Raw genomic sequence first — 19,563 nt, 5'->3', positions numbered from 1 at the left:
ACGCCCGGTTACATTCCGAACCCGGAAGCTAAGCCTTTCAGCGCCGATGGTACTGCAGGGGGGACCCTGTGGGAGAGTAGGACGCCGCCGAACAACCCGCCCTTTTAGCTCAGTCGGCAGAGCGTCTCCATGGTAAGGAGAAGGTCAACGGTTCGATTCCGTTAAAGGGCTCAGAGAAAAGGCCCCCGCCTCATGGCGGGGGCCTTTTTGCGTTCCCCCACGGCACAGTGACAGTGACCAAAGAAGAAGCCGGCCCCCGTTCGGGGGCCGGCTCGCTTGCTTACCGGCTTGCCGACCTACTGGTGGTGCGGCTCCGGGATGCGCAGGGCGAGGATGGCCATGTCGTCGGAGGCCGGGGCCTGGGCGAAACGCTCGACCGCCCGCAGCACACGGGAGGCGACCGCGCCGGCCGTCAGGCCCGTACACGAACGGAGGACCTCGGCGAGGCCGTCGTCGCCCAACATCCTTGTGCCCTCGCGGCGTTCGGTGACGCCGTCCGTGACGCACAGGAGGACGTCGCCCGGGTCGAGGGTGACCGTCTGCTCGTACAGCTCGAGGTCGTCCATGACGCCGAGGAGCGGCTGCGGGTCGGCGGCCGGGCGGACCGTGCCGTCCTGGCTGAGGCGGAGCGGCAGCGGGTGGCCGGCGCAGACGACCTTGAGGAGCGCGGAGCCGTCCTCCTGGGGACGCATCTCGCCGTAGAGGAGGGTGAGGAAGCGGCTGCGGGCGCCCTCGTCGAGGATGGCCGCGTTGAGGCGTTCCAGTACGGCAGGGCCGCCGAAGCCCTCGCGGGCGAGGAGGCGCAGGGCGTGCCGGGCCAGGCCGGTGACGGCGGCGGCCTCGGGGCCCGTACCGCAGACGTCGCCGATGGCGAAGCCGTACGCGCCGTCGCGGATCGGGAAGAGGTCGTAGAAGTCGCCGCCGACCTCGTTGCCCTCGCCGGCCGCGCGGTAGATGACGTCGACCTCGACGCCGGGGATGTCCGGGAGGCCGGGCGGCAGCAGGCTGCGCTGGAGCGATTGGCTGATGGCCATGCGTTCCGAGTAGAGGCGGGCGTTGTCCAGGGCCAGGGCCGCTCGGCGGGAGAGGTCCTCGGCGAGTTCCAGGCTCTCCTGGCGGAAGTGGTCGTCGGTGGGCCGGCCGAGCGTCAGCATGCCGATGACGCGGTTGCGGGCCACGAGCGGCAGGACGACGGTCTCGCCGCCGACGGCGGCCGCCGTGGCGAGGGCCGTGTGGATGCCGGAGGAGACCGGGCCGGCGGGGCCGCCGAGTTCGCGCATCGAGGCGCTGAGCGCGGAGCGGTGGGCGGCGTCGCCGGGGGCGGTCCAGACGCGGGCGCCCGGGGTGGGCACCGGGTCCGGCGGGTCGATGGAGGAGAGCAGGGCCTTCAGACCGTCGATCAGGTCCTCGTCCTCGTGCAGGACGTAGGAGAGGTACGGGTCGGAGGCCTGGTCGGCGATCGTGTAGACGGCGCACCAGGTGGCCAGGGTGGGGACCGTCATCTGGGCCATCAGGGCCAGTGTCTGGTCCCGGTCGAGGGTGCCGGCGAGGAGGTCGGACGCCTCGACGAGGAAGCTGAGGGAGCCGCGGCGGAGCCGTTCGAGTTCGCCGAGGCGGGCGGATTCCACGGCCAGGGCGATGCGGTCGGCGGCGAACTGGAGGCGCAGGGCCTCCTCGTTGGAGTAGCGGTTGGCGGTCTCGGCGGCGACGCCGAGGGAGCCGGTCAGGCGGCCCTCGACCTTGAGCGGGACCGTGACGACCGAGCGCATGCCGGTGCCTTCGAGGAGCGGTACGGCGCCGGGGACGGCGGCCAGGTCCTCGTGGACGGCGGGCATGCGGGCGGAGCCGTAGCGGCTGGCGCCGGTCTCGACGGGGACGCGGGCGAAGCGCTGGCGGGCGGAGGGCAGGCCCGTGGTGGCCCGTACCTCCAGTTCGGTCTCGTCGTCGGTGGCGAGGAGGAGGAAGGCGGAGTCGCCGTCGAGCATGTCGCGGGCGCGTTCGACCGTGCGCTGGAGGAGGCCGTCGAGGTCGTCGGGGGCCGGGGAGCCGATGAAGACCTCGAAGGGGTCGGCGGCGGTGCCGCGGCTCTCGGGGCCGGTCTCGGCGCCGGCGGGGCGCTGCGGGGTCTGGAGGACCGCGCGCTCGTACTCGCGGACGAGGAGGCAGACGGTGGACGGCTCGCCCTGGGCGTCGCGGACGCGGAGGTGGGAGGCGTAGACGGGGATGACGCGGCCGTCGGCGCAGCGGATGCCGTAGCTGCCCTCCCAGCGGGAGAGGCGGAGGGCTTCGGCGAGGCCGGTGCCGATGCCGGGCGTGTGCGGCCAGGCGGCGAGGTCGCCGAGGGGTTTGCCGGTGACCTGCTCGGAGCCGTATCCGAAGAGTTCCTCGGCGTGCTCGTTCCAGGAGCTGATGGCGCCTTCGGCGTCGAGCTGGACGACGGCGACGCGGACCCGGCTGTCGGTGAGGGGGAGCAGCGGGTCGGGCAGGACGGGGCCTGCGGAGCGGGTGCCGACGGGGCGTTCGGGGAGGTCGAGGTGGAACCAGACGTGTTTGCGGGTGGGGCTGTAGTCGACGCCCCAGCGGGCGGCGAGCGCGGCGCACAGCAGCAGGCCCCGGCCGTTCTCGCGGTCGTGGCTCTGCGCGGTGCGGCTCTGCTGGACGGGGATCTCGCGCTCGGGGTAGCGGTCGGCGACCTCGATGCGGACGCCGTCGTCGCGGCGCAGGCAGAGCACGTCGGCGGCGGTGCCGGCGTGGATGACGGCGTTGGTGACGAGTTCGCTGGTGAGGACGACCGCGTCGTCGACGACCTCGGCGTATCCCCAGCCCTGGAGCGTGTCCCGGACGAAGGCGCGGGCGGTCGCGACGGACCGCCCGACGGGTTCGAAACTGGCAGCCGCCCGCGCGGTGATCACTGAACTCCTTGTACGCGTCTCGACGCCCGGCTCTGCCATGGTCGGTCTGCCCCTCCCGCTGCCCGTGCTCGCTTCGCGCCGTCCCGCCCCCGCCGGGCGGTCCGGGGCGGTTGGACAGCCGGATGCCAGGTTACTTACCTTCGGTGCCCCGGCGGATGCCGGTCACGCACTTTGCGTCCCCGTTTGCGTCCTTGCCTGCGTCCCTCGGACGTGGGGACGTTGTGCGAAGCTGCCGAACTGTTATGGCCTGGTTCGGAGCCGGTGAAACACTGGGCAGGCTGATAGCGAGAGACCGAACGGTCCGGTCGACCCCCTCGGGAGGGACACGGTGGAGTCTGGCACGACGACGCGGCGCGGTGGCGGTGCGCGGCCGAAGGGCGGCGGCCGGTCCCGGGGCGGGGGCACGGTGCAGGTGGACGCGGCGGCGCTGCAGCGGCTGCTCGCCGCGCTGGTGTCGATGCGGGACGGGAACTTCCGCAAGCGGCTCACGGTCTCGGGCGACGGGATCATGGCGGAGGTCGCGGCCGTCTTCAACGAGGTCGCGGACCGGCAGACGCATCTGACCGGGGAGATCTCGCGGGTGCGCCGGGTGGTGGGCCGCGAGGGCAAGCTGTCGGAGCGGCTTGAGACGGGTGCCGGCGAGGGGGCGTGGGCCTCGGCGATCGAGGCGGCGAACGCGCTGGTGGACGAGCTGGCGCGGCCGGTGTCCGAGGTGAGCCGGGTGCTCTCGGCGGTGGCCGAGGGTGATCTCGGGCAGCGGATGGAGCTGCGTTCGGAGGGTACGGACGGTACGACGCGGCCGCTGCGGGGCGAGTTCCTGAAGGTCGCCCGTACGGTGAACAACCTGGTCGACCAGTTGTCGGTGTTCGCGGACGAGGTGACGCGGGTCGCCCTGGAGGTGGGCACCGAGGGCATTCTGGGCGGTCAGGCGCAGGTGCGGGGGATGTCGGGTTCGTGGAAGGACCTGACGGACTCGGTCAACACGATGGCCAACCAGCTGACGGCTCAGGTGCGGGACATCGCGCTGGTCACGACGGCGGTTGCCAACGGTGATCTGTCGCAGAAGGTCACGGCGAACGTGGCCGGCGAGATGCTGGAGCTGAAGAACACCGTCAACACGATGGTGGACCAGCTGTCCTCGTTCTCGTCCGAGGTGACGAGGGTGGCCCGTGAGGTGGGCACGGAGGGCGAGCTGGGCGGTCAGGCCGATGTGGCCGGGGTCGGTGGTGTGTGGAAGGACCTCACCGACTCCGTCAACACGATGGCCGGAAATCTCACCAATCAGGTGAGAGGGATCGCGGAGGTGACCACCGCGGTCGCCAACGGTGACCTGTCGCAGAAGGTACGGGTGTCGGCGCGCGGCGAGATCGCGCAGCTCGCGGACACCATCAACCAGATGACGGAGACGCTGCGGACCTTCGCGGACGAGGTGACGCGCGTGTCCGGCGAGGTCGGCGCGCAGGGCATTCTGGGCGGTCAGGCGCAGGTGCCGGGTGCGGCGGGCACCTGGAAGGATCTGACGGACTCGGTCAACACGGTCTTCCGGAACATCACCACGCAGGTGCGGGACATCGCGCAGGTGACGACGGCGGTCGCCAGCGGCGATCTGTCGCAGAAGGTCACGGTCGATGTGGCCGGTGAGATGCTGGAGTTGAAGAACACCGTCAACACGATGGTGGACCAGCTCTCGGCGTTCGGTTCCGAGGTGACCCGGGTGGCGCGGGAGGTCGGCGTCGAGGGTCTGCTGGGCGGCCAGGCGCATGTGCCGGGCGCGGCGGGCACCTGGAAGGACCTCACCGACTCGGTGAACACCGCGTTCCGCAACCTGACCGGCCAGGTGCGGGACATCGCGCAGGTGACGACGGCGGTTGCCAACGGTGATCTGTCGCAGAAGGTCACGGTGGATGTGGCCGGTGAGATGCTGGAGTTGAAGAACACCGTCAACACGATGGTGTCGCAGCTCTCCTCGTTCGCCGACCAGGTGACCCGGATGGCGCGGGACGTGGGCACCGAGGGCCGGCTCGGCGGCCAGGCCCGGGTGGACGGCGTGTCGGGACGGTGGCGCGAGCTGACCGACTCGGTGAACTTCATGGCCGGCAACCTGACCTCGCAGGTGCGGCAGATCGCCCAGGTGACGACGGCCGTGGCGCGCGGTGACCTGTCGCAGAAGATCGACGTGGACGCGCGCGGCGAGATCCTGGAGCTGAAGAACACCATCAACACGATGGTCGACCAGCTGTCCGCGTTCGCGGACCAGGTGACCCGGGTGGCCCGCGAGGTGGGCACCGACGGGCGGCTGGGCGGTCAGGCGCAGGTGCCGGGTGTCGCCGGTGTGTGGCGGGACCTGACGGACTCGGTGAACGGCATGGCCGGGAACCTGACGGCCCAGGTGCGCAACATCGCGCAGGTCGCCACCGCGGTCGCCCGTGGTGACCTGTCGCAGAAGATCGACGTCGACGCGCGCGGCGAGATCCTGGAGCTGAAGAACACCCTCAACACGATGGTGGACCAGCTCTCCAGCTTCGCCGACCAGGTGACGCGGGTGGCCCGTGAGGTGGGCACCGAGGGCATCCTGGGCGGTCAGGCCGAGGTGCAGGGAGTCTCCGGCACCTGGAAGGACCTGACCCAGTCGGTGAACATGATGGCGAACAACCTGACCTTCCAGGTCCGGAACATCGCCGAGGTCACCACGGCGGTCGCGAAGGGCGACCTGTCGAAGAAGATCACCGTCGACGCCAAGGGCGAGATCCTGGAGCTGGTGACGACCGTCAACACGATGGTCGACCAGCTGTCGAACTTCGCCGACGAGGTGACGCGGGTGGCCCGCGAGGTGGGCACCGAGGGCATCCTCGGTGGCCAGGCGCGGGTGCGCGGGGTCACCGGCATCTGGAAGGACCTGAGCGACAACGTCAACCTGATGGCCAACAACCTGACCAGTCAGGTGCGGAACATCTCCCGGGTCTCCGCGGCCGTCGCCAACGGCGACCTGACGAAGAAGGTCACGGTCGAGGCCCGCGGCGAGGTCGCCGAGCTCGCCGACACCGTCAACACAATGGTGACGACGCTGTCGTCGTTCGCGGACGAGGTGACCCGGGTGGCCCGTGAGGTGGGCACCGAGGGCGAGCTGGGCGGCCAGGCGCGGGTGCCCGGTGTGTCTGGCACCTGGAAGGACCTGACCGAGTCGGTGAACTCGATGGCCGACAACCTGACCGGTCAGGTGCGCCAGATCGCCGCCGTCACCACCGCCATCGCCAAGGGCGATCTCACCAAGAAGATCGACATCGACGCGCGCGGCGAGATCCTGGAGCTGAAGAGCACCATCAACACGATGGTCGACCAGCTGTCGAACTTCGCCGAGGAGGTCACCCGGGTGGCCCGCGAGGTGGGCACCGACGGCCAGCTGGGCGGTCAGGCCCGGGTCCGGGACGTCGAGGGCACCTGGTGGGACCTGACCGAGTCGGTGAACGAGATGGCCGGGAACCTGACCCGGCAGGTGCGGGCCATCGCGGCCGTCGCCACCGCGGTGACCCGCGGCGACCTCAACGTCAAGATCGACGGTGTGGACGCGGCCGGTGAGATCCAGGCCCTCCAGGACAACATCAACACCATGATCGCCAACCTGCGCGACACCACCCTCGCCAACGACGAGCAGGACTGGCTGAAGGGCAACCTGGCCCGGATCTCCGGTCTGATGCAGGGCCGGCGGGACCTGGACGACGTCGCCTCGCTCATCATGAGCGAGCTGACGCCGGTCGTCTCCGCGCAGCACGGCGCGTTCTTCGTGGCGATGCCGACCGGCTCCGCCAACAGCGACGCCGAACCGGTGGGCGAGGGCGAGGGCTCGTACGAGCTGCGGATGCGCGGCAGTTACGGCTACTCCGCCGGCTCCATGCCGACCTCCTTCCGGCCGGGCGAGACGCTCATCGGCACGGCCGCCGAGGAGAAGCGGACCATCCAGGTCAACGTGCCGCCGGGCTACCTGAAGATCTCCTCCGGTCTCGGCGAGGCCGCGCCGGCCCATGTGATCGTGCTGCCGGTGCTGTTCGAGGGCCGGGTCCTCGGCGTCATCGAGCTGGCGTCCTTCCAGCCGTTCACCCAGATCCAGCGCGACTTCCTCAACCAGATCGCCGAGCTGATCGCCACCACCGTCAACACCATCAGCGTCAACACCCGCACCGAGGTGCTGCTCAAGCAGTCGCAGGAGCTCACCGAGCAGCTGCGGGAGCGGTCGGCGGAGCTGGAGAACCGCCAGATGGAGCTGCAGAACTCCAACGACGAGCTGGAGGAGAAGGCCGAGCTGCTCGCCCGGCAGAACCGGGACATCGAGGTGAAGAACACCGAGATCGAGGAGGCCCGGCAGGTCCTGGAGGAGCGCGCCGAACAGCTCGCGGTCTCCATGCGCTACAAGTCCGAGTTCCTGGCCAACATGTCGCACGAGCTGCGCACCCCGCTCAACTCGCTGCTGATCCTCGCCAAGCTGCTCGCCGACAACGCCGACACCAATCTGACGCCCAAGCAGGTCGAGTTCGCCGAGACCATCCACGGCGCCGGCTCCGACCTGCTCCAGCTGATCAACGACATCCTCGACCTGTCGAAGGTCGAGGCGGGCAAGATGGACGTCTCGCCCACCCGGATCGCGCTCGTGCAGCTCGTCGACTACGTGGAGGCCACCTTCCGGCCGCTCACCGCGGAGAAGGGACTGGACTTCTCGGTGCGGGTCTCGCCGGAACTGCCCGCCACGCTCCACACCGACGAGCAGCGGCTCCTGCAGGTGCTGCGCAACCTCCTGTCGAACGCGGTGAAGTTCACCGACACCGGCGCCGTCGAGCTGGTCATCCGGCCGGCCGGCGCGGACGTGCCGCAGTCGATCCGGGAACAGCTCCTGGAAGCGGGGACGCTGCGCGACCCGGACGCCGACATGATCGCGTTCTCGGTCACGGACACCGGCATCGGCATCGCGGCCGGCAAGATGCGGGTCATCTTCGAGGCGTTCAAGCAGGCCGACGGCACCACCAGCCGCAAGTACGGCGGTACGGGCCTGGGCCTGTCCATCAGCCGGGAGATCGCCCGTCTGCTCGGCGGCGAGATCTACGCGGCGAGCGAGCCGGGCCGCGGCTCGACCTTCACCCTGTACCTGCCGCTGAGCCCGACCGCGCCCGCGCACCCCGGCGCCGGCCAGGACCCCATGGAGGGGTACGAGGGCCCCGACGGCCAGGACGGCCGCTACGGGCACGAGGGCGGAGCCGGGTTCGCCGAGGGCATGGCGCACTTCGCACCCGCACCGGCGCCCGCCGAGGCCCGCTCGGGGGCCGGCGCGCTCTTCCGGCACCGTCGCAAGACGTCCCCGCAGCGGGCGCAGCTGCCCGGGCAGGCGGGGCAGTCCGGGAACGACGGGCAGGTCGCGGGCGACGAGCGGGCGGAGGCCGATCCGCGTCCGGTGTTCTCGTTCGCGGGCGAGAAGGTGCTGATCGTCGACGACGACATCCGCAACGTGTTCGCGCTGACCAGCGTCCTGGAGCAGAACGGGCTCGCGGTGCTCTACGCGGAGAACGGCCGGGAGGGCATCGAGGTCCTGGAACAGCACGAGGACGTGTCCGTGGTGCTGATGGACATCATGATGCCGGAGATGGACGGATACGCGACGACCACCGCGATCCGGCGGATGCCGCAGTTCGCCGGGCTACCGATCATCGCGCTGACCGCCAAGGCGATGAAGGGCGACCGGGAGAAGGCCATCGACTCCGGCGCGTCCGACTACGTCACCAAGCCGGTCGACCCGGACCATCTGCTCACGGTCATGGAGCAGTGGATGCGGGGGGAGGGGCGCTAGGGGGTGTCTCGACCCTGATCCGCCGGACAGGCCCCAGGTGCTGTCCGGCGGGCCCCGGCCGGGGCCGCGGCTCGCGGGCACCGGTGCCGGCGGACCGTCGCCAGGCGGGTGTGAGAGCCCGTCGGACGGGGAACCTTCTGGTCTCCCGCCGCGTTCGACGTACGGGCAGGGCTTGTGTGCTCCGTGACAATGCGGTGACAGGGTGTGGCGACGGGTGGGGTGCGGCTACGATGACCGGCACAAGGACGGACGGCGTATGGGAGCCGTCATCTGGGGCGGCGCCCGGTGCTGTCCCCGGCTCACGGAGCCGGAGCGAGGCAGTGCCGGGACGAGGAGGACGGGGCATGGTGCAGAAGGCCAAGATCCTCCTGGTCGATGACCGGCCGGAGAATCTGCTGGCGCTGGAGGCCATTCTCTCCGCGCTCGATCAGACACTGGTGCGGGCATCCTCCGGGGAGGAAGCGCTCAAGGCGCTGCTGACCGACGATTTCGCGGTCATCCTGCTGGACGTCCAGATGCCCGGCATGGACGGATTCGAGACGGCCGCGCACATCAAGCGGCGGGAGCGGACCCGGGACATCCCGATCATCTTCCTCACCGCCATCAACCACGGCCCCCACCACACCTTCCGGGGGTACGCGGCGGGCGCGGTCGACTACATCTCCAAGCCGTTCGACCCGTGGGTGCTGCGCGCCAAGGTGTCGGTGTTCGTCGAGCTGTACATGAAGAACTGTCAGCTCCGCGAGCAGGCCGCGCTGCTCCGGCTCCAGCTGGAGGGCAGCGGCCCCGGCGGCCAGAGCAAGGAGTCCGCGGGGCTGCTCGCCGAGCTGTCCGCCCGGCTCGCCGCCGTCGAGGAGCAGGCCGAGGCGCTCTCCAAGCAGCTCGACGACGACTCGGCCGACGCGGCCGCCGTCGCCACCGCCGCGCACCTGGAGCGCAAGCTCACCGGGCTGCGCCGGGCACTCGACGCGCTGGAGCCCGGCACGGGCGCGACACCGACGCTGCCCGCGCAGAACTGACGCAGGGTCACCCCGCCGCCGCCCACCGTGAACGGGCGTCAGTTCGGCGCCCCGGCAGGCACGACACGAACGGGTGAGCGTGTTTCCCCGGCGGCGTACACCGGTAACCTCAGCACCATGGCCTCACGTACGTCCGGCAAGGGTTCCCAGGGCACGGCGGGCACCGCGAAGCGAGCCGCCGGCCGTACGAGCGGCACCGCGAAGAAGGCGGCGCCCGCCAAGTCCCCCGCCAAGCCTCCCGCGAAGAAGGCGCCGGCCAAGAAGACCGCCGCCGGCGGGCGCGCGCCCGCGCGCAAGACCGCGGCGAAGAAGCCCGCGCCGCGCCCGGCGCCGTCCCCGACCGGGGGCGTCTACCGGCTGGCGCGCGGCCTCTGGCTCGGCCTCGCGCACGGCGTCGGGGCGATGTTCCGGGGGATAGGACGAGGCGCCAAGGGCCTCGACCCGGCGCACCGCAAGGACGGACTCGCGCTGCTGCTGCTCGGCGTCGCCCTGGTCGTCGCCGCCGGCACCTGGTCCAATCTGCGCGGCCCCGTCGGCGACCTGGTGGAGATGCTGGTCACCGGAGCCTTCGGCCGGCTCGACCTGCTCGTCCCGCTGCTGCTCGGCGCGATCGCCGTCCGGCTGATCCTCTACCCGGAGAAGCCGGAGGCCAACGGCCGCATCGTCATCGGCCTTTCCGCGCTGGTCATCGGCGTGCTCGGGCAGGTCCACATCGCCTGCGGCTCGCCCGGCCGCGACGACGGCACCCAGGCCATGCAGGACGCCGGCGGGCTCATCGGCTGGGCCGCGTCCAAGCCGCTCGTCTTCATGACGGGCGAGGTCCTGGCGGTGCCGCTGCTCGTGCTGCTCACGATCTTCGGACTGCTCGTCGTCACCGCCACCCCCGTCAACGCCATCCCGCAGCGGCTCCGCGCCCTCGGCGCCCGGCTCGGCATCGTCGAACCGGAGTACGACCCCGAGGAGGCCGGCGCGTACGAGGAGTACGGCGACGACTGGCGGGACGACGCGCCCCGGGCCGCCCGTCCGGTGCGCCGCCGCGCCCCCGGGCAGGGGCGGGACTACGACCCCGACCGCGCCGAGGCCGACGCCCTGGAGCGGCGCGGCCGGCGCCGCACGCCGCCCGCGTCCGCCTTCGACACCGGCGGGCTCGACCCGGTCGACGTGGCCGCCGCCGCGGCCGCCGCGCTCGACGGGGTCGTGCTGGGCGGCATGCCGCCGTCCCCGCTGGTCGCCGACCTGACCCGGGACGTCACCGCCGAGCGGGCCGCCGCCCGGGCCGCGGCCGCCGCCGAGGCGACCGAACCGATCGACGAGGCCCCGGCCGCCGCGCCCGTGCCGACCGCGCGGGGCGCCGCCAAGGACCGCTCCGGCGGCGCGGTGCCCGACCTGACGAAGCCGGCACCCGAGCCGACCGACCTGCCGCCGCGCGCCGAGCAGCTCCAGCTCGCCGGCGACATCACGTACGCCCTGCCCTCCATGGACCTCCTGGAGCGCGGCGGCCCCGGCAAGACCCGCAGCGCCGCCAACGACGCCATCGTCGAGTCGCTGACCAACGTCTTCGCCGAGTTCAAGGTCGACGCGGCCGTCACCGGCTTCACCCGCGGCCCGACGGTCACCCGCTACGAGGTCGAGCTCGGCCCGGCCGTCAAGGTCGAGAAGATCACCGCGCTCACCAAGAACATCGCGTACGCCGTGGCCAGCCCCGACGTGCGGATCATCTCGCCGATCCCGGGCAAGTCCGCGGTCGGCATCGAGATCCCCAACACCGACCGCGAGATGGTCAACCTCGGCGACGTGCTGCGGCTCGCCGAGGCCGCGGAGGACGACCACCCGATGCTGGTGGCGCTCGGCAAGGACGTCGAGGGCGGCTATGTGATGGCCAACCTGGCGAAGATGCCGCACATCCTGGTCGCCGGCGCCACCGGCTCCGGCAAGTCCTCGTGCATCAACTGCCTGATCACCTCGGTGATGATAAGAGCGACCCCGGAGGACGTCCGGATGGTCCTCGTCGACCCCAAGCGGGTCGAACTCACCGCGTACGAAGGCATCCCGCACCTGATCACGCCGATCATCACCAACCCCAAGCGGGCCGCCGAGGCGCTGCAGTGGGTCGTGCGCGAGATGGACCTGCGCTACGACGACCTGGCCGCCTTCGGCTTCCGGCACATCGACGACTTCAACCAGGCGATCCGGGACGGCAAGGTGCAGCTGCCGCCGGGCAGCGAGCGCGAGCTCCAGCCGTACCCGTACCTCCTGGTGATCGTCGACGAGCTCGCCGACCTGATGATGGTCGCGCCCAGGGACGTCGAGGACGCGATCGTCCGCATCACCCAGCTGGCCCGCGCGGCCGGCATCCACCTGGTGCTCGCCACCCAGCGGCCCTCCGTGGACGTCGTCACCGGCCTGATCAAGGCGAACGTGCCCTCGCGGCTCGCCTTCGCCACCTCCTCGCTCGCCGACAGCCGGGTCATCCTCGACCAGCCGGGCGCCGAGAAGCTGATCGGCAAGGGCGACGGCCTGTTCCTGCCGATGGGCGCCAACAAGCCGACCCGTATGCAGGGTGCCTTCGTCACCGAGCACGAGGTCGCCGCCGTCGTCCAGCACTGCAAGGACCAGATGACGCCGGTCTTCCGGGACGACGTCACCGTCGGCACCAAGCAGAAGAAGGAGATCGACGAGGAGATCGGCGACGACCTCGACCTGCTGTGCCAGGCCGCCGAGCTCGTCGTCTCGACCCAGTTCGGCTCCACCTCGATGCTCCAGCGGAAGCTGCGGGTGGGCTTCGCGAAGGCCGGCCGGCTGATGGACCTGATGGAGTCGCGGAACATCGTCGGACCCAGTGAGGGCTCGAAGGCGCGGGACGTACTGGTCAAGCCGGACGAGCTGGACGGGGTACTCGCGCTGATCCGCGGCGGGGAGTAGAGCACCGCGCCTGTAACGAGACCTGGCCGAGACTCACTCGTAAGGGAACGAGGGCAACCGTTTCCCCTGGCCGTACGTCAAGTTGGAGGGAGGGGGAATCCCGTGTCCCCGCCCTCGGGCCGTACGAACGGCGTACAAACGACGCCCGCCCGGTTGCCCCACCCTTTCGTACCACCCATAGACTGAACATCCAGCAGGTGGCTACACGCTCGAAAGGCGCTCCCGTGTCCATCGGCAACTCCCCCGAATCCCCCGAGGACGACCGGAACTTCCCGGCAGATGACCGGGATTCGATCGGTCGTGCCCTCCAGCAGGCCCGTGTCGCCGCCGGTCTCACCGTCGAAGAGGTCAGCGCCTCCACCCGGGTGCGCGCCCCGATCGTGCAAGCGATCGAGGAGGACGACTTCTCGCGCTGCGGCGGCGACGTCTACGCCCGCGGGCACGTCCGTACGCTCGCGCGCGCCGTCGGGCTCGATCCGGCACCGCTGATCGAGCAGTACGACGCCCAGCACGGTGGCCGTCCCTCGCCCACCCCCGCCGCCCCGCTGTTCGAGGCGGAACGCATCCGCCCCGAGCCCCGCCGCCCCAACTGGACCGCCGCCATGGTCGCGGCGATCGTGGCCGTCGTCGGCTTCGTCGGCTTCACGATGTTCAACGGGACCGACCCCGGCACCGGCGGCGCGGTCGCGGAGGGCCCGGCCCCGGCGACCAAGGCCGGCACGACCGCACCCGCGCCGGCCAGGACCAAGCCGGTCAAGCCGGCCGAGACCAAGCCCGTGCCGTCCGAGAGCGCCATCGCGGCGGTCCCGGCGGACAAGGTCACGGTCAAGCTGACCGCGGTCGGCGACAAGAGCTGGATCTCGGCCAAGGCCCACGACGGCAAGCTGCTCTTCGACGGGCTGCTCCTCGCGGGCGAGTCCAAGACCTTCCAGGACGACGAGCGCATCGATCTCATCCTCGGCAACGCCGGCCCGATCGAGCTCTACGTCAACGGCAAGAAGATCGAGGACACCTTCGAGTCCGGCCAGGTGCAGCGCCTGACGTACACCAAGGGCGACCCCGAGGCGGGCTGAGTCCCGGCGCCCGCCCAGCGGCTTCCCGGCCGCCCCCGGCGGCTTCCCGGCGGTTTCCGGCCGGTTTCCCGGCACAGGATGTGACGGCCGTCGCGCAGGTGAACCCAGCGCGACGGAGGTACGGCCGGGACGAAGTAGTCTTGAGTCCATGCCCGAACGCCGTACCGTCGCCCTTGTCACTCTCGGCTGCGCCCGTAACGAGGTGGACTCGGAGGAGCTCGCAGGCCGCTTGGCAGCGGACGGCTGGGAGCTCGTCGAGAACGCCGAGGACGCAGACGTCGCCGTCGTCAACACCTGTGGCTTCGTCGAGGCCGCCAAGAAGGACTCCGTCGACGCCCTCCTCGAAGCCAATGATCTGAAGGACCACGGCCGCACCCAGGCCGTCGTCGCCGTCGGCTGCATGGCCGAGCGCTACGGCAAGGAGCTCGCCGACGCGCTGCCCGAGGCCGACGGCGTGCTCGGCTTCGACGACTACGCCGACATCTCCAACCGCCTCCAGGTGATCCTCAGCGGCGGCAGCGTCGAGGCGCACACCCCGCGCGACCGGCGCAAGCTGCTGCCGCTGTCGCCCGTGGAGCGCCAGCAGGCCGCCGCCTCCGTGGCCCTGCCGGGGCACGGGGACGCCGCCGAGGCGCCCGAGGCCGCCGTGGCGCCGGAGAACGTGCCCGCCGACCTCCCCGAGGGCCTCGCGCCCGCCTCCGGGCCCCGTGCGCCCCTCCGCCGCCGGCTGGACACCAGCCCCGTCGCCTCCGTGAAGCTGGCCTCCGGCTGCGACCGGCGCTGCTCCTTCTGCGCCATCCCGTCCTTCCGCGGCTCCTTCGTCTCGCGCCGCCCGTCCGACGTGCTGAACGAGACCCGCTGGCTCGCCGAGCAGGGCGTGAAGGAGATCATGCTGGTCTCCGAGAACAACACCTCGTACGGCAAGGACCTCGGCGACATCCGCCTCCTGGAGAGCCTGCTGCCCGAGCTGGCCGCCGTCGACGGCCTGGAGCGCGTCCGGGTCAGCTACCTGCAGCCCGCCGAGATGCGCCCCGGCCTGATCGACGTGCTCACCTCGACCGAGAAGGTCGTCCCGTACTTCGACCTGTCCTTCCAGCACAGCGCCCCGGACGTGCTGCGGGCGATGCGCCGCTTCGGCGACACCGACCGCTTCCTGGAGCTCCTGGAGACCATCCGCTCCAAGGCCCCGACCGCCGGTGCCCGCTCCAACTTCATCGTCGGCTTCCCCGGCGAGACCGAGGCGGACTTCAAGGAGCTGGAACGCTTCGTCACCCACGCCCGGCTCGACGCCATCGGCGTCTTCGGCTACTCCGACGAGGACGGCACCGAGGCCGCCACGTACGAGCACAAGCTGCCGCAGGACGTGGTCGACGAGCGCCTCGCCCACCTGTCCCGGCTCGCCGAGGAGCTCACCGCGCAGCGCGCGGAGGAGCGGATCGGCGAGACCCTGGAGGTACTGGTCGAGTCCTTCGACGAGGAGGAGGACGGCTGGATCGGCCGCGCCGCCCACCAGGCGCCGGAGACCGACGGCCAGGTGATCGTCACGGCGGACTCGGCCGAGGGCCTCGGCCTCGCCCCGGGCCGTATGGTCAGGGCCGAGGTGGTCGCCACCGAGGGCGTCGACCTCGTGGCCGAGTGTGTGACGGCTGAGGAGGCGGGCAGATGACCGGAGTGCCGGCATCCGCGACGGACGGGACCGGAAGGCCTGCGCCCCGCGGGAAGCTGGGCGCTGCCGCCGTCAATCAGGCCAGCCTCTGGAACATCGCCAACATCCTCACCATGATCCGCCTGGTGCTCGTGCCCGGCTTCGTGGTGCTGCTGCTCCAGGACGGCGGACACGACCCCGCCTGGCGTGCCTGGGCATGGGCGGCGTTCGCGGTGGCCATGATCACGGACGTCTTCGACGGGCATCTGGCACGCACGTACAACCTGGTCACGGACTTCGGGAAGATCGCCGACCCGATCGCCGACAAGGCGATCATGGCGGCCGGGCTGATCTGCCTGTCGTCGCTCGGCGACCTGCCCTGGTGGGTGACCGCGGTGATCCTCGCCCGGGAGCTCGGCATCACGCTGATGCGGTTCTGGGTGATCCGGCACGGGGTCATTCCGGCCAGCCGCGGCGGCAAGATGAAGACCCTCGCGCAGGGCACGGCGGTCGGCATGTACGTGCTCGTGCTCGTCGGTCCGCTCGCCACCCTGCGCTGGTGGGTGATGGCGGTGGCCGTCGTGCTGACGGTCGTCACCGGTCTGGACTATGTGCGACAGGCGGTCGTGCTGCGCCGGCGCGGGCTCGCCGCGGAACGGGCGGCGGCCGAGGAGACGGCCGGGAGCACGGCCGGCGGGACGTCCGGGGCGACGTCCGGGAGGACGGAGACACGATGAACCAGGCCGCCCGGGTGCTGGAGCTGCTCGCTGAGCGTGGTCACACGCTGGCCGTCGCGGAGTCCCTCACGGGTGGTCTGGTGGCCGCGGCGCTGACGGACGCGCCCGGAGCATCGAAAACCTTCCGCGGCTCCGTCACGGCCTACGCCACGCCCGTCAAGGAGCGGCTCCTCGGCGTGGACGGCACCCTTCTGGCGGAGCGCGGCGCGGTCGACCCGGAGGTCGCACTGCAGATGGCGGCCGGTGTGCGGGACCGGCTCGGCGCCGACTGGGGCGCCGCGACGACGGGCGTGGCCGGGCCCGAGCCGCAGGACGGGCAGCCCGTGGGGACGGTCTACGTGGCCGTCGCCGGCCCCCCGGGGGAGGCCGTGGGGGCGGCCGGAGCGGGGAAGGTGGCCTCGTTGCGGTTGAACGGCGGTCGAGCGGAAATCCGTAGAGAGAGTGTACGGAGCGTGCTCGAATTGCTGTGTGAACTGCTCGCCGACGAACACTCGGAAAATGCGCGGGCACAGGATACGGAACAGAACGGGGGAGAATGATGTTTGCAGCCATGAGTGAACACGACATCGCTCCCCGCACGGCCGCGGCGCGAGGCGGTACGGTGGGGCGTGAAGGATGCGGCTACGCGGTCCGAGGAGGGAGCCACCGATGATTCTGCTCCGTCGCCTGCTGGGTGACGTGCTGCGTCGGCAGCGCCAGCGCCAGGGCCGTACTCTGCGCGAAGTCTCCTCGTCCGCCCGAGTCTCGCTCGGCTATCTCTCCGAGGTGGAGCGGGGGCAGAAGGAGGCTTCCTCCGAGCTGCTCTCCGCGATCTGCGACGCGCTGGACGTACGGATGTCCGAGCTCATGCGTGAAGTGAGCGACGAGCTGTCACTGGCCGAACTGGCCCAGTCGGCGGCGGCCGGTGAGCCGATGCGAGCACCGGTGCGACCGATGCTCAATTCGGTGTCGGTGACGTCGGTGACCGGTGTGCCCGAACGGGTGACCATCAAGGCGCCCGCGGAGGCCGTCGACGTCGTCGCCGCCTGACGGCGCAGCACGAACCGGAAGTACGAACCGGAAACGGCGTGAAGCCCCGGTCGGTGCCCTGTACGGGTGCCGGCCGGGGCTGTTCCGTTGGAGATGCCGAGTCCGGGTGCGACGTGCCATGGTGGAGTACGTGCGCCTGGAGGGTACGGGCTGCGATGCGGCCCCGTGCGCCGGGCTTGCCTCTTGTGCGCCCTCCCGCCGGGTGATCCTGCGGGACTAGCGTCGACCGGAGGAGGCGGCCATGGTACGGCGACGGGTTCCGCTGGTGACGCTCATGCTGGTCGCGGCCGGACTGGTGGCCGGTGGGCTCTGGTGGTGGGCGGTGCTGCGTCTGCTGCTGGTGCCGGGGGAGGCGGGACCGGTCGAGGGGGCGGTGGCCGCGGGCGGCTGGGGGCTGAGCCTGTTGCCGGTGCACGTGGCCGCCTCGTCCGGCAAGCGCGGGGTCACCAGGGCATCGCGACGCCGCCGTTGGGACGCAGGATCTGACCCGTCGTGAACGACGAGGCGTCAGAGGCGAGATGGAGCACCGCGTGAGCGATGTCCTCCGGTTCGCCCACCCGGCCCAGCGGTGAGACGCGCACCATCGCGGCCTCGGCCTGCTCCTGGGCGGCCGGCTCGTGGCGGTCGGTCATGGGCGTGCGGACCCAGCCGGGGGCGACGGCGTTGACCCGGATGCCGTGCCGGCCGACCTCGGCGGCGAGCGTCTTGGTCAGCTGGACCACGGCCGCCTTGGTGACGCTGTAGCAGAGCAGGCCCGGGTTCGCGGTGTCCATCGCGCCCGAGGCCATGGTGACGACGGAGCCTGGCACGCCGTGCTCGATCATCGAGCGGGCGGCCTCCTGGCAGGCGTGCAGCACGCCCTTGAAGTTCACCGCGAGGACCCGGTCGAGATCCTCGTCGCGGGTCTCCAGGACCGTGCTTGTGTGCATGACCCCTGCGACGGCCGCCATCACGTGCAGCGGACCCGCGGCGCGTACGGCGGCGGCGAGGGCGGCGCGATCGGTGACGTCCAGGACGTGGGCGTGCGCGGTGCCGCCCACGCGCCCGATCCGGGCCGCGGTCTCCTTCAGACCGGCCTCGTCGCGGTCCGCGCAGTGCACGGCCGCGCCCGCCTCGGCGAGGAGTTCGGCGGTCGCGCGGCCGATGCCGCTCGCGGCGCCGGTGACGAAGGCAGTGCGGCCGGTGAGGTCATACGCCGTGCGGGCAGTGAGGGCCATGTCCGGACGGTACGACCGGAGCTGACGGACCGTCAATTGGGTGGGCTCGGCTTTTGCGGTGTCAGGAGCGGCGGGTCTGGCTTTGCGGTGTCAGGAGCGGCGGCCCGGTTCTTGCGGTGCGAGGAGCGGTGGCCCGGCTTGCAGGGCCACCATCGGCGGCCCGGTCTTTGCGGTGCGAGGGGCGTGGCCTCGCTACGGCGCCACGAGCGGTGGCCGCGCTACGGCTCCTGCCGCGGGCCCCGCTGGCAGCGCGGGCACCAGTACGTCACCCGGTCGGCCAGCTCGGCCTTGCGGACCGCGCCTCCGCAGCGCGGACAGGGGCGGCCCTCGCGCCCGTACACGTACAGCCGCTCACCGCGGCGGCTCGTGGTCGTGCGCATGCCCGGGCGGTCCTTGTTCGCCTCCAGGAGCCGGTGCGCGGTGGCCACCAGCCGCTCGGGGACGCCGGGGCCCAGCTCGCCGAACGGGAGCCAGGGCGTGACGCCGGCCAGGAACGCCAGCTCCGACTTGTAGACGTTGCCGATCCCGGCGAGATTGCGCTGGTCGAGCAGCGCCTCGCCGAGCGGCCGGGACGGGTCGGCGCCGAGCCTGCGGACGGCCTCCGCGGGATCCCAGTCCGGGCCGAGCAGATCGGGCCCGAGATGGCCGACCGCCTTCTCCTCCTCCGAGGTGCGGATCAGTTCCAGGACCGGGAGCCGGTAACCGTACGCCGTGAACTCCGCGTTCCCGAGGATCGCCCGGATCTGGTGCGCCGGCCCGCCACGCGGGCGCTCACCCGTGGCGTACACCTGCCACGCGCCGTCCATCCGCAGATGCGAGTGGAGCGTGAGGCCGCCCTCGACGCGGGTGAGCAGATGCTTGCCGCGCGGAGTGACATCGAGGACCCGGCGGCCGGTGAGGTCGGCCGTCGCGAACCGGGGCACGCGCAGGTCGAAGCGCGTGAGGACCCGGCCGGCGAGCGCCGTGTCGAGCCGGTGGGCCTCGTACCAGACGGTGTCTCCTTCGGGCATGGGCCCATCATCCCGCGCCGCCGGGGCGGAGCGGGGGCGTGGCGAGGCCGGACTGCTCCAAGGCGGCGGCGCGGGGCTTCCTGGCCCGCCCGGACTGGCTGGAGGCGGCTCTCACCCGGGTGCTGCGGCGCCTCGGCACCGCCCTGCCGAAGGCCGACCCCGACCACGA

12 protein-coding genes, 1 tRNA gene and 1 rRNA gene are annotated in these 19,563 nt (G+C 71.6%); 11 read left to right on the top strand and 3 right to left on the bottom strand.

Annotated elements, in window-relative coordinates:
- Window positions 1–93: ribosomal RNA gene (rrf, locus tag ACWEV0_RS32440) — 5S ribosomal RNA — on the top strand; the annotation flags it as partial.
- Between the two features lie 5 nt (window positions 94–98).
- Window positions 99–171: transfer RNA gene (locus tag ACWEV0_RS32435), tRNA-Thr, on the top strand.
- 125 nt (window positions 172–296) lie between these two features.
- Here ACWEV0_RS32435 and ACWEV0_RS32430 read toward each other — a convergent pair.
- The gene (locus ACWEV0_RS32430; protein WP_453153305.1) at window positions 297–2,951 is read right to left on the bottom strand and encodes a SpoIIE family protein phosphatase; all 2,655 of its coding nucleotides are present in this window, start codon (window positions 2,949–2,951) and stop codon (window positions 297–299) included.
- 289 nt (window positions 2,952–3,240) lie between these two features.
- Here ACWEV0_RS32430 and ACWEV0_RS32425 point away from each other — a divergent pair, with 289 nt between their 5' ends.
- The 9 genes from ACWEV0_RS32425 to ACWEV0_RS32385 all read left to right on the top strand — a co-directional run bounded on the left by ACWEV0_RS32425 (window position 3,241) and on the right by ACWEV0_RS32385 (window position 17,663).
- Window positions 3,241–8,742, top strand: coding sequence for a HAMP domain-containing protein (locus tag ACWEV0_RS32425; protein WP_453153304.1), 5,502 nt, complete (start codon window positions 3,241–3,243; stop codon window positions 8,740–8,742).
- Between the two features lie 344 nt (window positions 8,743–9,086).
- Window positions 9,087–9,761: a response regulator gene (locus tag ACWEV0_RS32420; RefSeq protein ID WP_453153303.1), complete on the top strand. Its 675-nt coding sequence runs from the start codon at window positions 9,087–9,089 to the stop codon at window positions 9,759–9,761.
- 117 nt (window positions 9,762–9,878) lie between these two features.
- Window positions 9,879–12,683: a DNA translocase FtsK gene (locus ACWEV0_RS32415; RefSeq protein WP_453153302.1), complete on the top strand. Its 2,805-nt coding sequence runs from the start codon at window positions 9,879–9,881 to the stop codon at window positions 12,681–12,683.
- 224 nt (window positions 12,684–12,907) lie between these two features.
- Window positions 12,908–13,756, top strand: coding sequence for a RodZ domain-containing protein (locus ACWEV0_RS32410; RefSeq protein WP_453153301.1), 849 nt, complete (start codon window positions 12,908–12,910; stop codon window positions 13,754–13,756).
- A 148-nt stretch (window positions 13,757–13,904) separates the two neighbouring features.
- Entirely contained in the window at window positions 13,905–15,422 is a 1,518-nt protein-coding gene (gene rimO, locus ACWEV0_RS32405; protein ID WP_453153299.1) for a 30S ribosomal protein S12 methylthiotransferase RimO, read from the top strand.
- Complete coding sequence (gene pgsA / locus ACWEV0_RS32400; protein WP_453153298.1) at window positions 15,419–16,138, top strand: CDP-diacylglycerol--glycerol-3-phosphate 3-phosphatidyltransferase; 720 nt, start codon at window positions 15,419–15,421, stop codon at window positions 16,136–16,138. Before rimO ends, pgsA begins: the two co-directional genes overlap by 4 nt.
- A complete protein-coding gene (locus ACWEV0_RS32395) occupies window positions 16,135–16,677 on the top strand; it encodes a CinA family protein (RefSeq protein ID WP_453153296.1) in 543 nt (180 codons plus the stop codon). Before pgsA ends, ACWEV0_RS32395 begins: the two co-directional genes overlap by 4 nt.
- Window positions 16,678–16,786: 109 nt before the next feature.
- On the top strand, window positions 16,787–17,167 hold the full coding sequence (locus ACWEV0_RS32390; RefSeq protein ID WP_403798648.1) for a helix-turn-helix domain-containing protein: 381 nt from the start codon (window positions 16,787–16,789) through the stop codon (window positions 17,165–17,167).
- A 241-nt stretch (window positions 17,168–17,408) separates the two neighbouring features.
- Window positions 17,409–17,663 carry a hypothetical protein gene (locus ACWEV0_RS32385; protein WP_453153294.1) on the top strand — a complete coding sequence of 85 codons (255 nt, stop codon included), beginning with the start codon at window positions 17,409–17,411 and terminating at the stop codon, window positions 17,661–17,663.
- On the opposite strand, the gene ACWEV0_RS32380 is transcribed toward ACWEV0_RS32385, so the two are convergent.
- Window positions 17,611–18,384, bottom strand: coding sequence for an SDR family NAD(P)-dependent oxidoreductase (locus ACWEV0_RS32380; protein WP_453153293.1), 774 nt, complete (start codon window positions 18,382–18,384; stop codon window positions 17,611–17,613). The two genes, ACWEV0_RS32385 and ACWEV0_RS32380, sit on opposite strands and share 53 nt — an antisense overlap.
- 218 nt (window positions 18,385–18,602) lie before the next feature.
- Entirely contained in the window at window positions 18,603–19,394 is a 792-nt protein-coding gene (locus ACWEV0_RS32375; protein ID WP_453153292.1) for a DNA-formamidopyrimidine glycosylase family protein, read from the bottom strand.
- Window positions 19,395–19,563: the final 169 nt, after the last annotated feature.

The organism is Streptomyces sp. NPDC003943 (assembly GCF_053605265.1).
Note: the sequence above shows the minus strand (reverse complement) of the source record. Positions and strands in the feature narration are given on the sequence as shown.